18 protein-coding genes are annotated in these 15,210 nt (G+C 71.4%); 15 read left to right on the top strand and 3 right to left on the bottom strand.

Annotated elements, in window-relative coordinates; translation table 11 throughout:
• Positions 1–62: 62 nt before the first annotated feature.
• A complete protein-coding gene (locus ACF08B_RS11080) occupies positions 63–1,778 on the bottom strand; it encodes a chitinase (protein WP_392317060.1) in 1,716 nt (571 codons plus the stop codon).
• A 339-nt stretch (positions 1,779–2,117) separates the two neighbouring features.
• Between ACF08B_RS11080 and ACF08B_RS11075 the strand changes: the two genes are divergently transcribed.
• The 14 genes from ACF08B_RS11075 (at position 2,118) to ACF08B_RS11010 (ending at position 13,374) form a co-directional block, all read left to right on the top strand.
• Positions 2,118–3,005, top strand: a complete 888-nt coding sequence (locus ACF08B_RS11075) for a hypothetical protein (protein ID WP_392317291.1) — start codon at positions 2,118–2,120, stop codon at positions 3,003–3,005.
• A 13-nt stretch (positions 3,006–3,018) separates the two neighbouring features.
• Entirely contained in the window at positions 3,019–3,726 is a 708-nt protein-coding gene (cpaB, locus tag ACF08B_RS11070) for a Flp pilus assembly protein CpaB (RefSeq protein WP_392317059.1), read from the top strand.
• Positions 3,727–3,735: 9 nt separating this feature from the next.
• Positions 3,736–4,971 (top strand): CpaE family protein, encoded by a 1,236-nt coding sequence (locus tag ACF08B_RS11065; RefSeq protein ID WP_392317058.1) that lies wholly within the window; start codon positions 3,736–3,738, stop codon positions 4,969–4,971.
• Positions 4,972–5,026: 55 nt separating this feature from the next.
• Positions 5,027–5,356 carry a pilus assembly protein gene (locus ACF08B_RS11060; protein WP_392317290.1) on the top strand — a complete coding sequence of 110 codons (330 nt, stop codon included), beginning with the start codon at positions 5,027–5,029 and terminating at the stop codon, positions 5,354–5,356.
• A 1-nt stretch (position 5,357) separates the two neighbouring features.
• Complete coding sequence (locus ACF08B_RS11055) at positions 5,358–5,708, top strand: TadE/TadG family type IV pilus assembly protein (protein ID WP_392317057.1); 351 nt, start codon at positions 5,358–5,360, stop codon at positions 5,706–5,708.
• A 17-nt stretch (positions 5,709–5,725) separates the two neighbouring features.
• Positions 5,726–7,063 (top strand): CpaF family protein, encoded by a 1,338-nt coding sequence (locus tag ACF08B_RS11050; RefSeq protein WP_392317056.1) that lies wholly within the window; start codon positions 5,726–5,728, stop codon positions 7,061–7,063.
• 14 nt (positions 7,064–7,077) lie between these two features.
• Complete coding sequence (locus tag ACF08B_RS11045) at positions 7,078–8,022, top strand: type II secretion system F family protein (protein ID WP_392317055.1); 945 nt, start codon at positions 7,078–7,080, stop codon at positions 8,020–8,022.
• Between the two features lie 13 nt (positions 8,023–8,035).
• Positions 8,036–8,923 carry a DUF5936 domain-containing protein gene (locus ACF08B_RS11040; RefSeq protein ID WP_392317054.1) on the top strand — a complete coding sequence of 296 codons (888 nt, stop codon included), beginning with the start codon at positions 8,036–8,038 and terminating at the stop codon, positions 8,921–8,923.
• Positions 8,924–9,206: 283 nt separating this feature from the next.
• Positions 9,207–10,442 carry a sensor histidine kinase gene (locus ACF08B_RS11035; RefSeq protein WP_392317289.1) on the top strand — a complete coding sequence of 412 codons (1,236 nt, stop codon included), beginning with the start codon at positions 9,207–9,209 and terminating at the stop codon, positions 10,440–10,442.
• A 12-nt stretch (positions 10,443–10,454) separates the two neighbouring features.
• Positions 10,455–11,213 carry a response regulator gene (locus ACF08B_RS11030; RefSeq protein WP_392317053.1) on the top strand — a complete coding sequence of 253 codons (759 nt, stop codon included), beginning with the start codon at positions 10,455–10,457 and terminating at the stop codon, positions 11,211–11,213.
• A 122-nt stretch (positions 11,214–11,335) separates the two neighbouring features.
• On the top strand, positions 11,336–11,533 hold the full coding sequence (locus ACF08B_RS11025) for a hypothetical protein (protein WP_333764989.1): 198 nt from the start codon (positions 11,336–11,338) through the stop codon (positions 11,531–11,533).
• Complete coding sequence (locus tag ACF08B_RS11020) at positions 11,530–12,120, top strand: pilus assembly protein TadG-related protein (protein WP_392317288.1); 591 nt, start codon at positions 11,530–11,532, stop codon at positions 12,118–12,120. The genes ACF08B_RS11025 and ACF08B_RS11020 overlap by 4 nt, the downstream gene beginning before the upstream one ends.
• Before the next feature lie 34 nt (positions 12,121–12,154).
• A complete protein-coding gene (locus ACF08B_RS11015; RefSeq protein ID WP_392317052.1) occupies positions 12,155–12,733 on the top strand; it encodes a hypothetical protein in 579 nt (192 codons plus the stop codon).
• Between the two features lie 8 nt (positions 12,734–12,741).
• Positions 12,742–13,374, top strand: coding sequence for an OmpA family protein (locus ACF08B_RS11010; protein ID WP_093475082.1), 633 nt, complete (start codon positions 12,742–12,744; stop codon positions 13,372–13,374).
• On the opposite strand, the gene ACF08B_RS11005 is transcribed toward ACF08B_RS11010, so the two are convergent.
• Complete coding sequence (locus ACF08B_RS11005) at positions 13,349–13,792, bottom strand: DUF3224 domain-containing protein (RefSeq protein WP_093475080.1); 444 nt, start codon at positions 13,790–13,792, stop codon at positions 13,349–13,351. The two genes, ACF08B_RS11010 and ACF08B_RS11005, sit on opposite strands and share 26 nt — an antisense overlap.
• A gap of 9 nt (positions 13,793–13,801) precedes the next feature.
• A complete protein-coding gene (locus tag ACF08B_RS11000; RefSeq protein WP_392317051.1) occupies positions 13,802–14,197 on the bottom strand; it encodes a DUF192 domain-containing protein in 396 nt (131 codons plus the stop codon).
• 96 nt (positions 14,198–14,293) lie between these two features.
• Here ACF08B_RS11000 and ACF08B_RS10995 point away from each other — a divergent pair, with 96 nt between their 5' ends.
• The gene (locus ACF08B_RS10995; RefSeq protein ID WP_392317050.1) at positions 14,294–15,166 is read left to right on the top strand and encodes an LLM class flavin-dependent oxidoreductase; all 873 of its coding nucleotides are present in this window, start codon (positions 14,294–14,296) and stop codon (positions 15,164–15,166) included.
• Positions 15,167–15,210: the final 44 nt, after the last annotated feature.

Genomic DNA, 15,210 nt, shown 5'->3' with positions numbered 1-15,210 from the left:
GCACACCACGGCGCCCGGAACCGTGAAGGCTCCGGGCGCTGTGGGTCAGGGGCAGGGCGTGCTCACGGCATCGCGTGCACGTGCGCTCCCACCGAGTTGGACCAGGCGTTGCCCGACGACGCGTCCCAGTTGGTGGACCAGGTCATCGCGCCTCGGAGGTCGGGGTAGGTCCTGGAGGGCTTGAAGGAGCCGCAGCCCGTGCCCTTGGAGAGGCAGTCCAGGGCGTTGTTGACCACCGTGGGGGAGACGTAGCCGCTGCCGGCGCCGCTGGTGGAGGCCGGGAGGCCGAGGCCCACCTGGGACGGGGAGAGGCCGCCCTCCAGCTGGATGCAGGCGAGCGCGGTGAGGAAGTCGACCGAGCCCTGGCTGTAGACCTTGCCGTCGCAGCCCAGCATGGAACCGCTGTTGTAGTACTGCATGTTGACGACCGTGAGGATGTCCTTGATGTTCAGGGCCGTCTGGAAGTAGGAGTTCGACGTCGACTGCATGTCGATCGTCTGCGGGGCCATCGTGATGATCAGGGACGCGCCCGCCTTCGACGACAGCGAGCGCAGGGCCTGGGACATGTACGTCGCGTTGAGGCCGTTCTCCAGGTCGATGTCGACGCCGTCGAAGCCGTACGTCTGCATCAGCGAGTAGACCGAGTTCGCGAAGTTCGCCGCCGACGCCGAGTCGTTGATCGACACCGTGCCGTTCTGGCCGCCGATCGAGACGACGACCTTCCTGCCGGCCGCCTGCTTGGCCTTGATGTCCGCCTTGAACTGGTCGACCGTGTAGCCGCCGAGGCCCGCCGAGTCCAGGTTGAAGGAGACCGCGCCCGGCGTCGAGGTCGCGTCGGCGAAGGCCACCGCGATGATGTCGTAGGCGGACGGGACGTCGGAGATCTTCTGGACCTTGGCGCCGTTGTTGAAGTTCTGCCAGTAGCCCGTCACGGCGTGCTTGGGCACCGAGCCGCCACCCCCGCCGCCGGTCGCGGAGGTCGTCCCCGTCACGGTTGCCGACTTCGCCGACTCGCCCGCCGCGTTGGTCGCCGTCACCTGGAAGGGGTACGACGTCGACGCCGCGAGGCCCGTCACCGTGGCCGAGGTGCCGGTCACCGCCGTCACCTTCGTACCGTTGCGGTAGACGTTGTAGCCCGTCGCGCCCGACACCGCCGACCAGGTCAGGGAGACCGACGAGGAGGTCGTGCCCGAGACGGTCAGACCGCCCGGGGCGGCCGGGACGGTCGGGGCCGGGTCGCCGCCTCCGCCGCCGTCGGGGCCGTAGACCGAGACGTCGTCCGCGAAGTAGGCGGCCTGGCCGTACCAGCCGTGGGTGTACACGGTGACGGAGTTCGTGGACGCCCCGGTGGTGAACGTCGTCGTGAGCTGCTTCCAGGACGTGGAGTCGGGGGTCCAGGTGGAGACGTCCGTGGTGCCCGTGCCCGTCACGCCCAGGTAGGAGTAGCCGCCCTGGACCCAGGCGCTCAGCGTGTACGTCGAGTTGGGCTTGACCGCCACCGACTGGGTGCACTTCGCGTTGTCCTGCCCGGCCGGCGTCGCCTTCAGGGCGGCCGTGCCCCCGTGCACCGGCGAGGAGACCGTCGCCCCGCTGCCGGCCGTGCACGTCCAGTCGGCCAGGCCCGACTCGTAGCCCGCGTTCCTGACGTTGTTGACGTCCGCCGCGGACGCGGGGGAGGCGGCGGCGAGGCCGGCGACCGAGAGGGCGAGGGCGGTGGCGGCGGACCACGCCGCGAGCCGCCCGCTGCGGGGTCTGGGTATGCCTGGTGCGCGGTCCACTGGGGCCTCCGGTGGGGGAGTTCGGCGGGGAGAGGTGAGGAACGGTGGCCACCGCTGGCGTACAAGTTGGTCCAGACCAATCCGGGTGTCAAGAGGTCCAGACCAAAACCGTTTCCTTCCACCGGCGCAACCTGTCCGGTTTTGGCGGGACTTGCGTCAAGAGAGTTCCACGCGAGCTTCACAAACGCTGTTCTCCGGTCTCACGGCCGTGGATACAGTGCTCAGGTAGTCACGCAATGAAGTCGTTCCGGCGCCTGGGAGTTACACCGGTGGGCCGGCGGCGGGTGTGAGAGCGGGGAGCTGCGCGTGCCAACTGCCATTGCCGTGACCAGCGCCGACATGGCGCTGCCGGCGCAGGACGAACGGACCATGCCCGCCGTCGTGCTGCGCGACATCGACCGGCGTCCGCTGGACCACGTCCTCACCGAGCTGTACGCCCTCATCGAACAGTACGGATACGTGGTGGTCGTCTGCTCACCGGCCACCCCGAAACCCGTCGTACGACGGCTGCACACCCTGCGCTCCCTGCTGGAGAGCGACCGCATCGCCCTGTTCCGGCCCGAGTTGCCGCCCCTCGGCATCGCCGTCCTGGCCCGGCAGCTGCGCCAGCTCGCCTCCTGCGACCTGAGCCCGGGTGTGCTCGCCTCGGCCGGGCGCCTGCTCACCCACTACATCCACGCCGGCGCCGTCCTCGGCTCCGTCGCCAAGCTGGACCGCGTCCCCGTCGGACTGAAGGCGCACGCCAAGTCCTGGGTGCCCGGGAGCCAGTTCGCGGTGCTCGCCCACCCCGAACCGCAGCTCGTGCGGATCGGCCCCGACGTCACGCTGAAGGGGCCCGAGTTCAGCACCTGGCTGCTCGTCGCCAAGGGGCAGCTGCAGAGCGACTGGGCCGCCGGCCTCGGCACGACGTGGAACGCGCACGGTGTGCGCGAGACGCCGCTGCCCGCCGAGTCCCCCGTGTGGTGGGGGACCGGCCGGATGATCGAGTTCTGCAGCTACCTCGCGGACCTCTCGGTGCTCTACCAACTGGTCACGTCCGTACGGCAGACCAGCTGCCACTGGTGCGGCCTCGACGTCATCGGCGACCGCTGCGTCTTCTGCTCGGCCACCCCGCCCGGCCACGAACCGCCCGCGCCCTGGAGCAACGCACGCCCGCCTGACCGGACCGACCCCGGGCCGCGGGCCCGGCCCGACACTCACATCCCGCTCGACCGATTCCCCCAATGAGGTTGCACGGTTCATGAACTCCCGTCAGCGCCGCGGCGTGATACTCCTGATCCTCTCGGTCCTGTGCGCTCTCGGCGCGTTCGCCGGCGTGCTCTCCGTCATCCGCGACGTGAACTCCAAGGTCGGCCCCGAAGTCACCGCCTACCGGGTGAAATCCAAGGTGGAGCCGTACACCGCCCTGAGCACCGGCCAGTTCGAGAAGATCGAGATGCCGAAGAGGTGGCTGTCCGCCAACGCCGTCACCGACCTCCGCCAGATCCAGGGCAAGATCGCCGTGACCACCCTCCAGGCGGGCTCGCTGCTTCAGACCGACATGATCGTCGACCAGCCCGCCCTCCAGCCCGGGCAGCAGGAGGTCGCCATCATGATCGACGCGGCCACCGGCGTCGCGGGCAAGATCACCCCGGGCTCGCGGGTCAACGTCTACGCCACCTTCGAGGGGAAGAAGGAGGGCGATCCCGACCAGTCGAAGATCATCGTCACCAACGCCCGGGTCCTCGACGTCGGTCACATCACCGCCCTCGACCCCGACCGCAGCAAGGACCAGCAGCAGCCCACCGAGGCCGTCCCCATCACCTTCGCGCTGTCCACCCTCGACGCCCAGCGCATCACCTACGCCGAGTCCTTCGCCCAGCGCGTCCGGCTCGCGCTGGTGGCACCCGGCGGCGAGACCAGCGTCCCGGACAAGGACCGCACCTACGAACTCGTGACGGACAAGTGAGAGGCGGCCATGCCCACCAGGATCCTCCCGGCCGGTTCGGACCCGGACGCCGTCCGCTCCCTCACCACCCTGCTCAGCCAGCTCCCCGACGCCGAACCCCAGCCGCCCGCGGCCGACTCCACCCATCTGGTCGACACCCTCGCCCGGCTCGCCGCCGAGTCCGTCGACGAACTCCCGGAAGTCGTCGTCGTCCATGAGCGCATCGGCCCCGTACCGGCGCTGGAACTGATCCGCGAGGTCGCGCTGCGCTTCCCGGCCGTCGGCGTCGTCCTCGTCACCACCGACGCGAGCCCCGGCCTGTTCGCCGCCGCCATGGACTCCGGCGCCCGCGGCCTGGTCGCGCTCCCGCTGTCGTACGAGGAACTCGCCGGCCGCGTCCAGGCCGTCGCCCAGTGGTCGACGGGCGTACGGCGCCACCTCGGCCACGGCGCCGACGTGATCGGCGGAGCCGGCGGTACGGTCGTCACGGTCAGCGGGGCCAAGGGCGGCACCGGCACCACCCTGACCGCCATCCAGCTGGCCCTCGCCGCCCAGGCCTCCGGCCGCGCCACCGCACTCGTCGACCTCGACCTCCAGACCGGCGACATCGCCTCCTACCTGGACATCCAGTTCCGCCGCTCGGTGGTCGACCTCGCCACCATCACCGACATCTCCCCGCGCGTCCTCGCCGACGCCGTCTTCCGGCACGACACCGGCCTCGCCCTGCTCCTCGCGCCCGGCGAGGGCGAACGCGGCGAGGAGGTCACCGACCGCGCGGCCCGGCAGATCGTCAGCGCCCTGCGCTCCCGCTACGAGATCGTCGTCATCGACTGCGGCTCCCAGCTCGGCGGGGCCGGCGCGGCGGCCGTCGAGATGGCCGACACCGCCCTGCTGGTCACCACCCCCGACGTCGTCGCCGTACGCGCCGCCAAGCGGACGGTACGGATGTGGGACCGGCTCCAGATCCGCAAGGCGGAGGAGACGACCGTGGTCGTCAACCGGCACACACGGAACACGGAGATCCAGCCGGCCCTCGTGCAGCGCATCACCGGCACCGCACTGGCGCGCACGGCCGTCCCCGCCAACTTCAAGGAGCTCCAGGCGGTGGTGGACGCGGGCCGGGTGCACGAACTCGACGCCAAGAGCACCGTGAAGCAGGCGTTGTGGGCGCTCGCGGGCGAACTGGGGCTGGTGAAGACCGGCGGCGAGGGCGCGCACCGCGGCACGGGCCGCGGGGCGACCGGCTTCCGACGGCGGAAGGAGTGAGCGGCCCGTGAGACGCGGTGGGGACCGAGGACAGGTCAGCATCGAGTTCCTGGGGATGACTCCCCTGATCGTGCTGACGCTGGTGCTGATGTGGCAGGCCGTGCTCGTGGGATACACCTTCACGCTCGCCGGGAATGCCGCGGACGAGGCGGTGCGGGCGGGGACGGCCGCGCCGCCGGGCGGCGCACGGGCGGCGGCCTGCTCGGCGGCGGGGATGAAGAACCTGTCGGACGCGTGGAAGAAGGGTGCCGACGTGAGCTGCACCGGCATCGGATACGTGACGGCCAAGGTCGAACTGCACGTCCCCGTCCTCTTCCCCGGTCTGATCGACTTCCCGGCCACGGTGACCGGTCACGCCGGTGCCGTCGAGGAGGTGAAGCACTGAGATGCCGTGCCGCCGACGACGTGACCGGGGTCAAGTGGCCCTCGAATACCTTGGGTTCGTGCCGATCCTGCTGCTCGTGGGCATGGCCGGCATCCAGATCGGTGCCGTCGCCTACGCCGCCGAGCAGGCCGGTACGGCGGCCCGGGCCGGAGCCCGCGCCGCGTCCCTGCACCAGGACGCGCAAGCGGCGTGCGCGCAGGCCGTGAGCGGCGGGCTCACCGTGTCGTGCGGCGAGGGCGGGGGCGGAGCCGGCTCGGTCACGGTCACCGCCGAAGTGCACATCCCGCAGATCGTCCCCGGCTGGGACCTCGGCTCCGCCACCAAGTCCGCCACCATGCCGCTCGACCACTGAACGAGGAGTCGCCGACCATGAGCCTGCGGGCACGCATCAGCACTCCGGAGGAGCACGGCAGCCGGGGCGAGGACGGGCATCTGGTCGCCTCCTACCGGGCCAAGCTGCTGGAGGAGATCGACCTCGCGGAGATGAGTTCGCTCGCCGCCGCCGAGCGCCGGGCGCGGCTGGAGCGGGTGCTCGGGCACATCATCAGCCGCGAGGGCCCGGTCCTGTCGACGGTGGAGCGTTCACAGCTGATCCGCCGGGTCGTGGACGAGGCCCTCGGCCTCGGCATCCTGGAACCCCTGCTGGAGGACGCGTCGATCACCGAGATCATGGTGAACGGACCCGACGCGATCTTCGTCGAACGTGGCGGCCGCGTCGAGCAGTTGCCGCTCCGCTTCGTCTCCGCCGACCAGCTGATGCAGACGATCGAACGGATCGTGTCGACGGTCAACCGGCGCGTCGACGAGTCGAACCCGATGGTCGACGCCCGCCTGCCCTCCGGCGAGCGGGTCAACGTGATCATCCCGCCGCTGTCGCTGACCGGCCCGATCCTCACCATCCGCCGCTTCCCGCGCTCCTTCACCCTCCAGGAGCTGATCTCCTTCGGCTCGCTCGACGAGCAGATGGTGTACCTGCTGGCGGGACTGGTGCAGGCCAAGTTCAACATCATCGTCTCCGGGGCGACCGGCACCGGGAAGACGACCCTGCTCAACGCCCTCTCCGGGCTCATCCCCGCGCACGAGCGCATCATCACCATCGAGGACTCCGCCGAACTCCAGCTCCAGCAGAGCCATGTGGTCCGGCTGGAGTCCCGGCCGCCGAACGTCGAGGGCAAGGGCCAGGTCAGCATCCGCGACCTGGTCCGCAACTCGCTGCGCATGCGCCCCGACCGCATCGTCGTAGGCGAGGTCCGCGGGGGCGAGTCCCTCGACATGCTCCAGGCCATGTCCACGGGCCACGACGGCTCCCTCGCCACCGTGCACGCCAACAGCGCCGAGGACGCCCTCACCCGGTTGCAGACCCTCGCCTCCATGTCGGACGTCGAGGTGCCCTTCGTGGCGCTGCACGACCAGATCAACAGCGCGGTCGACGTCCTCGTCCAGCTGACCCGGTTCGCCGACGGCGTCCGCCGCATCACCGAGATCGCGCTGCTGGACAGCCACGGCGGGGATCCGTACCGGCTGGCGACCGTGGCCCGCTTCGACGCGCAGCCCATGACCCCGGACGGCCGGGTGTACGGCACCTTCCAGTACTTCCCGCTGCCCCGCCGTACCGCCGACCGCCTCTACATGGCGAGCCAGCCCATCCCGCAGGCCTTCGGAGTCGCCCACTCCGCGGACCAGCTCGCCACCCGAGAAGCCAGGTAGGTAGGCCACCCCCCATGGAACTCCACACCCTCGTCCAGCTCACCACCGGAGTGGCGCTGCTGACCTGCGTCCTGGCGGTGGCCGGCGTGCACGCCTACGCCTCCGGGCGGGCCCAGCGTGCCGCCCTCGTCGACCGCCTCGCGCTCACCGGACCCCACGCGGGGACCGGCCGGACGCGCCGCTTCCGCGACCTCGACCGGCGCCTGCGCCGTACCCGTCTCGGCCGCTGGCTCGAACTGCGGCTGGCGGCGACCGGCCTGGACGTCACCCCGGGCGAGTTCTTCGTCTACATGCTCGTCGCGGTCGCCGCGCTCTGGCTGATCGGCCAGGCCACCCTGGCGCCCTTCTTCGGCCCGATCGCCGGGCTGCTCGGCATCTGGGCGGCGGTCCAGTTCCTCAACTGGCAGCGCCAGAAACGCATCGAGCGGTTCATCAACCAGCTCCCCGAACTGGCCCGCATCCTGGCCAACGCCACCCAGGCCGGTCTGGCCCTGCGCACCGCCGTCGGCATGGCCGCGGAGGAACTGGAGGCACCGGCGGGCGAGGAACTGGCCAAGGTCGACGACCAGCTCGCCATCGGACACTCCCTGGACGACGCGCTGGGGGAACTCGCCGACCGCCTCCCCTCCCGCGAACTGGTCGTCCTCGTCACCACCCTGGTCCTGTCGAACCGGGCGGGCGGCCAGGTGGTGTCCGCCCTGCGGAACCTGACCGAGACGCTGGAGGAACGCAAGGAGACCCGGCGGGAGATCCGCACCCAGCTCTCCCAGGTGACGATGACGTCGTACGCCGTCCCGGTCCTCGGCATCGGCGCCCTGTTCCTGATGAACGGTGTCAAGGACGGCGCGCTGGAACGCATGACCGGCTCCCCGGTGGGCCAGGCCTGCGTGATCATCGCGTTCGCCATGTACGCCGTCGGATTCGTCCTCATCCGGCGGCTCAGCCGGATCGACGTGTGAGGGGGCGGGCACCGTGGAACTCCTCCTCGCACTCGTGATGGGCCTCGCGGTCTGGGGCGTCTTCGCCGGCATCCGCATGTACCGCGCCGACGCCAAGCTCCCCGGCGACCTCGCCGTGGCCCTGGAGGTCGGCGCCACCCGCACCGGCGCGGTGGGCTCGGTCGTCGACCGCATGGGCATGCGCTACGCACCCGCCGTACTGCGTCTGATGGGGCCCCGGCTGGTCGCCAAGTACCGGCGCAGGATCGACCTCGCCGGCAACCCGGGCGGTCTGACCATCGACCGGTACGCGGCCCGCCGCGCGGTCTACGGCGCGCTCGGCGGCGTCGGCTTCCTGGTCTTCCTGCTGCGCGGGCAGTGGTTCGTGGCCCTGCTCCTGCTGCTGTTCGGCGCGTTCTGGACCGAGGTCGGCATCTGGTCCGCGATCCGCGTCCGCAAGGACGTCATCGAGCGCACCCTGCCCGACTTCCTGGACGTGCTGGCCGTCGTGGTCAGCGCGGGCCTCGGCTTCCGCCAGGCCCTGGACCGGGTCGCCTCCCGCTACGAGGGCCCGTGGGCCGACGAACTCCGCATCACCCTGCGCCAGATGGACCTGGGCATGAGCCGCCGACAGGCCTTCGCGGAACTGCGCCGGCGCAACGACTCCGAGCAGGTGGCCATGTTCGTCACGGCACTCCAGCAGGGCGAGGAACTGGGCGCCCCGATCGTGGACACCCTGGTCTCGCTGGCCAAGGACATGCGCCGCACCGACGCGCAGAACGCCCGTCGCAAGGCCGCCCGCGCGGTGCCCAAGGCGACGCTGATGATCACCACGTTCATGGTCCCGGCGACGATGCTCCTGCTGGGCGCCGGCCTGCTGCTCGGCTCCGGAGTGGACTTCGGTTCGCTCACGGGGAAGTGAGGCGGACGTGACGGCGACAGGGCTGACGGGACCCGGAGGACACGGGGGAGACGCGTCCCTCGGGGGCCGGCGGCGACTGCGGACGGCCACCGGCCGGCTGGCGCGGCGGGCCGGCGGGTGGCCCGGGCAGGGCCGGTGGGCCCGACGTCGGCAGGAGCGGGGACGTCCGGCGGCCGGGGCCGACCCGCTGTCCGCGGCCGACCCGCTCTCCGCGACCGGGGCGGGTCAGGGCGTGCTGCCGACCGAGCCGTCGGAGAAGATCCAGGTCCGGGCGCTGCAGGCGATGTGCCGGCAGGTCTTCGGCTTCCGGCTGGCCATGATCGCCGTGGCCGCCCCCGCCGCGCTGCTCAACGCCGCACCCGGCCTGGGCGCACGCCTGGTGGGCGCCGCGGTGGTCGTCACGTTCATGATGTCCTACGTCCTCTTCCGCGACTGGGCCCGCTTCGGTCCCCTCCTGCTGCGCCACCCCAGCCTGCTCGCCGTCGACACCCTCTTCGGCTCCTTCCTCCTCGTCTCGGCGGGCCCGGACACCACCCTCGCCTACGTGAGCGTCTGCACCCCGCTCGTGGCGGGCCTGGTCTACGGCTGGCGCGGCGCGGCCTGCTTCGCCTCGCTCCAGTCGCTGATCCTGCTGCTGGTCCACGCCACCCTGAAGGCCGACCGGCACGCGCCCGTCGCCGAGGCCCTGCTCCTGCCCGGCCTGTGCGTCATCGCCGGCGCCATGGGCTCGACCCTGCGCAACCTGATGCTCCGCTTCGGCGCCGCGACCCAGGCCCTGACCACGGTGCAGGCGCGTCTCGCGGCGGCCGAGGCGGTGAGCGCGGAACGGGCCCGGCTGGCCCGCGAGATGCACGACTCCGTGGCCAAGACCCTGTACGGCGTGGCGCTGGCCGCGGACGGACTGGCGGCGACCGCCTCCACGGACGCGCCCGATCCCGACCGCATAAGGCAGCAGGCGGAGCTGGTGTCCCGTTCGGCGCGCAGGGCGGCCGCGGAGTCGCGGGAGTTGCTGACGGACCTGCGACGCGAGCAGCCGGGCCGGGCGAAGGAGACGACGGCATGGCGGGAACTGCGTGCGCGTGCGGCCGACTTCGGTGCCCGCACCGGTCTGCCGGTCCACTGCCACGGGCTGGTCCCGGCCGGTCTCCCGCCGTTGCCCGCGACCACGGCCCGCCATGTCCTCGCCATCGTCGCGGAGGCGCTGGAGAACGCGCACCGGCACGCGTCCGCGACCCGGGTGGACGTACGGGCCGCGGTCCACGGCGACCTGCTCCGGATCACCGTGCACGACGACGGCACCGGACTCCCGCCCGGCACCACGCTCGAAGGCCTCCGCACCTCGGGCCACTTCGGCCTGCTCGGCATGGTCGAACGCGCCGCCCGGGCGGGCGCCCGCCTGCGCGTCGGCCGGGGCGGCCACGCACGGGGCACGGAGGTACGGCTGGAACTCCCGCTGGGGGACCGGCCCGCGACCGCCCCCACCGATCGTCCCGCCCACCCGTCCTCCCCGGACGCCTGAGAGGAGGCACCGATGCGGCACACCCGTCCCCGGCCGGACTTCCCGCCGTCCGCGCCCGTGGTCCCGCCCCTGCGGCTGCTGGTCGCCGACGACAACCCCGTGGTCCGCGCGGGCCTGACCGCCCTGCTGTCCGGCCGCGAGGACACCACGGTGGTGGCGGAGGCGACGGACGGTCGCGAGGCCTACGAGGCGGCGCTGCGGTGCCGGCCCGACGTGATCCTGCTCGACGTCCGCATGCCCGGGGTGGACGGAATCTCGGCGTTGCCCCACCTGGTGCGGCTGGCCCCCGTCATGATGCTGACGTACAGCCACGAGGCGGAGACCGTGCGGGAGGCGCTGCGGCTGGGAGCGGGGGGATACCTGGTGCACGGCGAGTTCACGACCGAGCAGTTGGTGCGGGCGGTGCGGGACGTGCGGGAGGGGCGGCCGCATGTGACACCGGGGGCGGCGAGGGCGTTGCTGGCCGGGCTCCAGTCGAGTGCACCTGCACACATGGAGGCCGAACCCCCGGTTAATTTGGACGAATTACCGCCCATTCCTCTTTCGCAACTGCAACGTCCTGTGGGAGAGTCGTGTCGGTCGCGGTTCCGGCTGAGTACGAGGGAGGCGGAGATCATGGACCTCATCGCGTCCGGCATGACCAATCAGCAGATCGCCGCCGCCTGCTTCATCAGCGAGAAGACGGTCAAGAACCACATCAACCGCATCTTCGCCAAGCTCGACAGCACGACGAGGTCCCAGGCGGCCGCGAAGTGGCTGGGGGTGGCTTGAGATGGGCCGGGAGAGCGGCACGTCCCACGAATGGGCCTGGGGTTGGGCCCTGGGGCCCTGGGGTGGGCAAGGGGTGTCCCCGTACGGTGCCCGGATCCGAGGCAAAGCTGGAGGGGAAGACCATGAGCAAGTGGTTCAACACCACCGTCGCGTACCTGCAGGCGCGTGCCGCCCGGAGCGACCGTGGGCAGACCGCAGTGGAGTACCTCGGCATCATCGCGGTGGTCGTGGCGATCGTGTTGGCGATCACGGGTACGAGCATCGGGCAGACGATCTTCGATGCGATCAGGACGAAAATCACCGAAGTCACCGGCGGCTGACTCCTCCGCGCCACGACGCAGGGCAGGCCTTCCCCATCTACATCACGGTGGTGGCGGGCCTGCTCTTTCTCGCGTTCGCCTACCTCGCCGTCGGCCAAGCGGCTGTGAACAGGGGTGGCGCTCAGACAGCGGCCGACGCGGCGGCGCTCGCGGCCGCGCAGAAGACACGTGACCAACTCGCGGACATGTGGCTGGATGCTCTGAGCGAACCGGACCAGTGGCAGGCAATCCTGAATGGGGACGTGGGCGACGATTTCTGCTCGCGTGCCGGTGAACTCGCCGACCAGAATGATGCTTCGGTGCTGGCCTGTACTCAGGCGACGCTCGCCTACACCGTTGAAGTCAGGACCAACAAGACGGTGGGGGACTCCGTGGTCCCGGGCACGGAGAACCGTAGATCGACGGCTCACGCCCGTGCCGTGATCGAGTCGCTCTGTTCGTTCCCGCCTCCTGGCGATGATGCAGAGAACGACGACGCGCTGCCTCGCATCACCTGCCACGGCCAGGTGTGGGACCCGAAGCCGGACGATCCTCCGTCACGGCTCCCGAAGCCCGACGACCTCTTCGACGTCCACCTGGCCGACTGAACAAGCGAACGCGATGGAAAAGGGAAGCAGAGCGATGAGCATTCGGTTCACTGCGAAGGTCCGCAGGGGGATGGTCGCACTGACCGTTGCGGTGGGCCTGGCCGTCGGCGTGGCAGGCTGTGGCGGTGGCGGCGACGACGCAAAGCCGCACGGTTCCGCCTCCGCCACCAAGGGCGGCGACCCCAACCCGAGCACCCAGGAGGGGCAGTCGGACGAGCCGCTGGCCGAGCTGAAAGGCTCGGATGGTCTGCTCCTCCAGATCACCTCGGCACAGCGAGATTCCGGCGGCTTCGTCACTGTGAATGGGACCTTGAAGAACGACGGGGCCAAGAGCCTCCTCATTCCGTCCTCCCTGAGCGGCAACGAAACCGAAATCATCAGGAATGGCACGTCACTGGGCGGAGCCACACTGGTCGATCCGAAAGGGAAGAAGCGGTACTACGTTCTGCGGGACACGGAGGGGCGGCCGCTGACGACCACTGGTCTCTCGAGTCTCAAGGCCGGGGACAGTTTGCCGGTCTTTATGCAGTTTCCGGCACCGCCCGCGAACACGGCCGAAGTGGAGTTCCAGCTGCCCACGTTCGCCTCCGCCACCATCAAGATCTCCGGGTGAGGTCGCACGTGACCACCACGCCGCGCCTCGGTCGCACCCTCTCGGCCGCCGCCCTCCTCCTCGTGGCGAGCCTTCACGGCGCTGCCTCGGCGCACGCCGACGACACCGACCCGAACAACCCCCCCGGTACCGAACCCTCCGCCACCGCCCCCGTGAAGGTCGACCCCACCGATCCCGATCTGAAGTTGCCCGAGGGGGCCACCCTGGCGGAGGCCAAGGTGCTGGACATCAAGTCGGTCGTGGAGGACCAGAGCGGGGACGAGCGCCGGGAGGACACCAACGCCGACGTCACCTTCGCGCTCCAGGCCGAGGTGCTGTTCGGCAAGGACAGCGCCAAGCTCGGCGCGGACGCGAAGGCCCGCATCGCGGCCATCGCCGAGGAGATCAGGAAGCAGAACGCGACCCAGGTCCGCGTCTTCGGCTTCACCGACAACCTCGGCAGCTCCGCCCACGGCGACATCCTGTCCAAGCAGCGCGCCAACGCCGTCCAGGCCGTCCTGGACCAGGACCTGAACGAGCCCGGCATCACCTTCGAGGTGCGCGGCTACGGCGAGCAGTACCCGATCGCCGACAACTCCACCGAGGAGGGCCGGCGCAAGAACCGCCGGGTGGAGGTCACCTTCCCGCGCCCCCAGCGGTGACGGAGCCGGCTCCCACCTCGTAGTCGAACCAGATCCGATGGGTGCCGTCCGCGTCGACCGACAGACCGCCGGCCCCCCGGATCCCGGTCAGCGCGCCCGTCCCGCTGCCCGGCACGATCACGAAGAACTCGGCCTCCCTGCCCTCCCCGAGGGTCGTGCCCGAGTGCGCGAAGTTGAAGGTGCCGCCCTGTCCGTGCAGGGTTCCCTCGAACGACTCCATCGCGACATAGGTGCCGGTCGCGGCGGCCTGGTCGTACGCGGCGGTGAACAGGGTCACCGATCTCCCGCCGACCTCGCCGTCGTACCGCTTCCGCATCGTGGCCACCCCGACGGGCACCGCCGTCTCGACCACCGGCTCCGGCGGCCGTACCGCTGCCGGAGTGAACTCCTCGACCGTGAACGTCCCTGAAGCCCTCATGCCCGGATGCTAGGCCGTCCCACCGACAACGGCCTCGACCTCCACCCGTACACCCGCCACCAGCCCCCAGCCCGCCATCGCCCCCGCCTCCGCCTCCAGCACGTGCCGGGCCCGCGGCCGGGGCAGGCCCAGGCGGCCGGGGCGCATCGTGCGGACCGCGATGACGGTCGACCGGCGGTCCAGGTAGGCGACGTCGATCGGCATCCGCATCCCGAAGGTGTGCACCCCGCTCGCGGGCGACAGCAGCATCGCCCCGTCGATCGCGTCACGGCCCAGCAGCCCCTTCGTACGGGCCCGGTACGACGCCGCGATCTCCAGGGGCACGGTGACGGCCGCCGCGTCCCCGGAGCCTCCCCCCACGATCAGCCGTCCCCGCCCGTCCCGCCAGCGTTCCCGCCGCCCCATGCCCGAACTCCCCTCTCCGCGCCGGCCGTCGGCATCAACACCCGCCGGACATAAACCCGTTGTCCTCATCCCGTCCTCCCCACTAGGAAGGGCGTCATGACTCGACTCGGTGTGGTCTTCCGCCCCCAGCTTCCTCCCGAGCGGCTGCGGGCCGTCACCCGGACGGCGGACGACGTGGGCCTCGAAGAGCTGTGGCTGTGGGAGGACTGCTTCCGGGAGGGCGGGATCTCCACGGCCGCCGCGGCGCTCGCCTGGTCGGAGCGGGTGCGGGTGGGCGTGGGGCTGCTGCCGGTCCCCCTCAGGAACGTGGCCCTCACCGCGATGGAGACCGCCTCACTGCACCGGATGTTCCCCGGCCGCGCCACCGTCGTGGTCGGACACGGGGTGCAGGACTGGATGGGCCAGGTGGGCGCCCGCCCCGCCTCCCCGCTCACCCTGCTCGGCGAACACCTCGACGCCCTGCGCGCGCTGCTCGCCGGGCAACGGCTCACCGTCCAGGGGCGGTACGTCACCCTGGACGACGTCGGACTCGACTGGCCCCCGGACGCCCCGGCGCAGGTGTTCGCCGGCGCCACGGGCCCTCGTACGCTGCGGCTGTCGGGCGCCCGGGCCGACGGCACCGTCCTCACCGCGTCCACCTCACCGGAGGGCGTACGGCGGGCCCGGCAGCTCATCGACGAGGGGCGGCGGGAGACGGGCCGCACCGATCCCCACCCGGTGGTCGTCTACCTGCTCGCCGCCACCGGAGCCGGCGCCGAGACGCGGCTGCGCGCCGAACTCGCCGCCGAGGGGCTGGAGTCGGCCCAGGGCGTCGGGGTGGCGGGGGACGCGACCGCGGTGGCCGGAGCGGTGCGCCGACTGGCCGAGGCAGGGGCGGACACCGTCGTCCTCCAGCCGACCGGGGACGAACCCGACCCGGAGGGCTTCGTGCGCTTCACCGCGGCCGAAGTGCGGCCCCTGGTGCCGTAGACCCGCGGCTGCGCGGGAAGGCCCCGGTGTCGGTGGCGGCTGCC

The sequence above is a fragment of the Streptomyces sp. NPDC015139 genome (genome assembly GCF_043079785.1).
Classification (GTDB): Bacteria; Actinomycetota; Actinomycetes; order Streptomycetales; family Streptomycetaceae; genus Streptomyces; species Streptomyces albidocamelliae.
This window is presented reverse-complemented; position numbering and strand designations above follow the sequence as displayed.

Coding starts and splice junctions, on each gene's coding strand:
- ACF08B_RS11060 (WP_392317290.1), top strand. CDS start 5,027: ATGACTCCCCTGATCGTGCTGACGCTGGTGCTGATGTGGCAGGCCGTG.
- ACF08B_RS11030 (WP_392317053.1), top strand. CDS start 10,455: ATGCGGCACACCCGTCCCCGGCCGGACTTCCCGCCGTCCGCGCCCGTG.
- ACF08B_RS11035 (WP_392317289.1), top strand. CDS start 9,207: ATGTGCCGGCAGGTCTTCGGCTTCCGGCTGGCCATGATCGCCGTGGCC.
- ACF08B_RS11050 (WP_392317056.1), top strand. CDS start 5,726: ATGAGCCTGCGGGCACGCATCAGCACTCCGGAGGAGCACGGCAGCCGG.
- ACF08B_RS11065 (WP_392317058.1), top strand. CDS start 3,736: ATGCCCACCAGGATCCTCCCGGCCGGTTCGGACCCGGACGCCGTCCGC.
- ACF08B_RS11055 (WP_392317057.1), top strand. CDS start 5,358: ATGCCGTGCCGCCGACGACGTGACCGGGGTCAAGTGGCCCTCGAATAC.
- ACF08B_RS11000 (WP_392317051.1), bottom strand. CDS start 14,197: ATGGGGCGGCGGGAACGCTGGCGGGACGGGCGGGGACGGCTGATCGTG.
- ACF08B_RS11005 (WP_093475080.1), bottom strand. CDS start 13,792: ATGAGGGCTTCAGGGACGTTCACGGTCGAGGAGTTCACTCCGGCAGCG.
- ACF08B_RS11075 (WP_392317291.1), top strand. CDS start 2,118: ATGGCGCTGCCGGCGCAGGACGAACGGACCATGCCCGCCGTCGTGCTG.
- cpaB (WP_392317059.1), top strand. CDS start 3,019: ATGAACTCCCGTCAGCGCCGCGGCGTGATACTCCTGATCCTCTCGGTC.
- ACF08B_RS11015 (WP_392317052.1), top strand. CDS start 12,155: ATGAGCATTCGGTTCACTGCGAAGGTCCGCAGGGGGATGGTCGCACTG.
- ACF08B_RS10995 (WP_392317050.1), top strand. CDS start 14,294: ATGACTCGACTCGGTGTGGTCTTCCGCCCCCAGCTTCCTCCCGAGCGG.
- ACF08B_RS11025 (WP_333764989.1), top strand. CDS start 11,336: ATGAGCAAGTGGTTCAACACCACCGTCGCGTACCTGCAGGCGCGTGCC.
- ACF08B_RS11045 (WP_392317055.1), top strand. CDS start 7,078: ATGGAACTCCACACCCTCGTCCAGCTCACCACCGGAGTGGCGCTGCTG.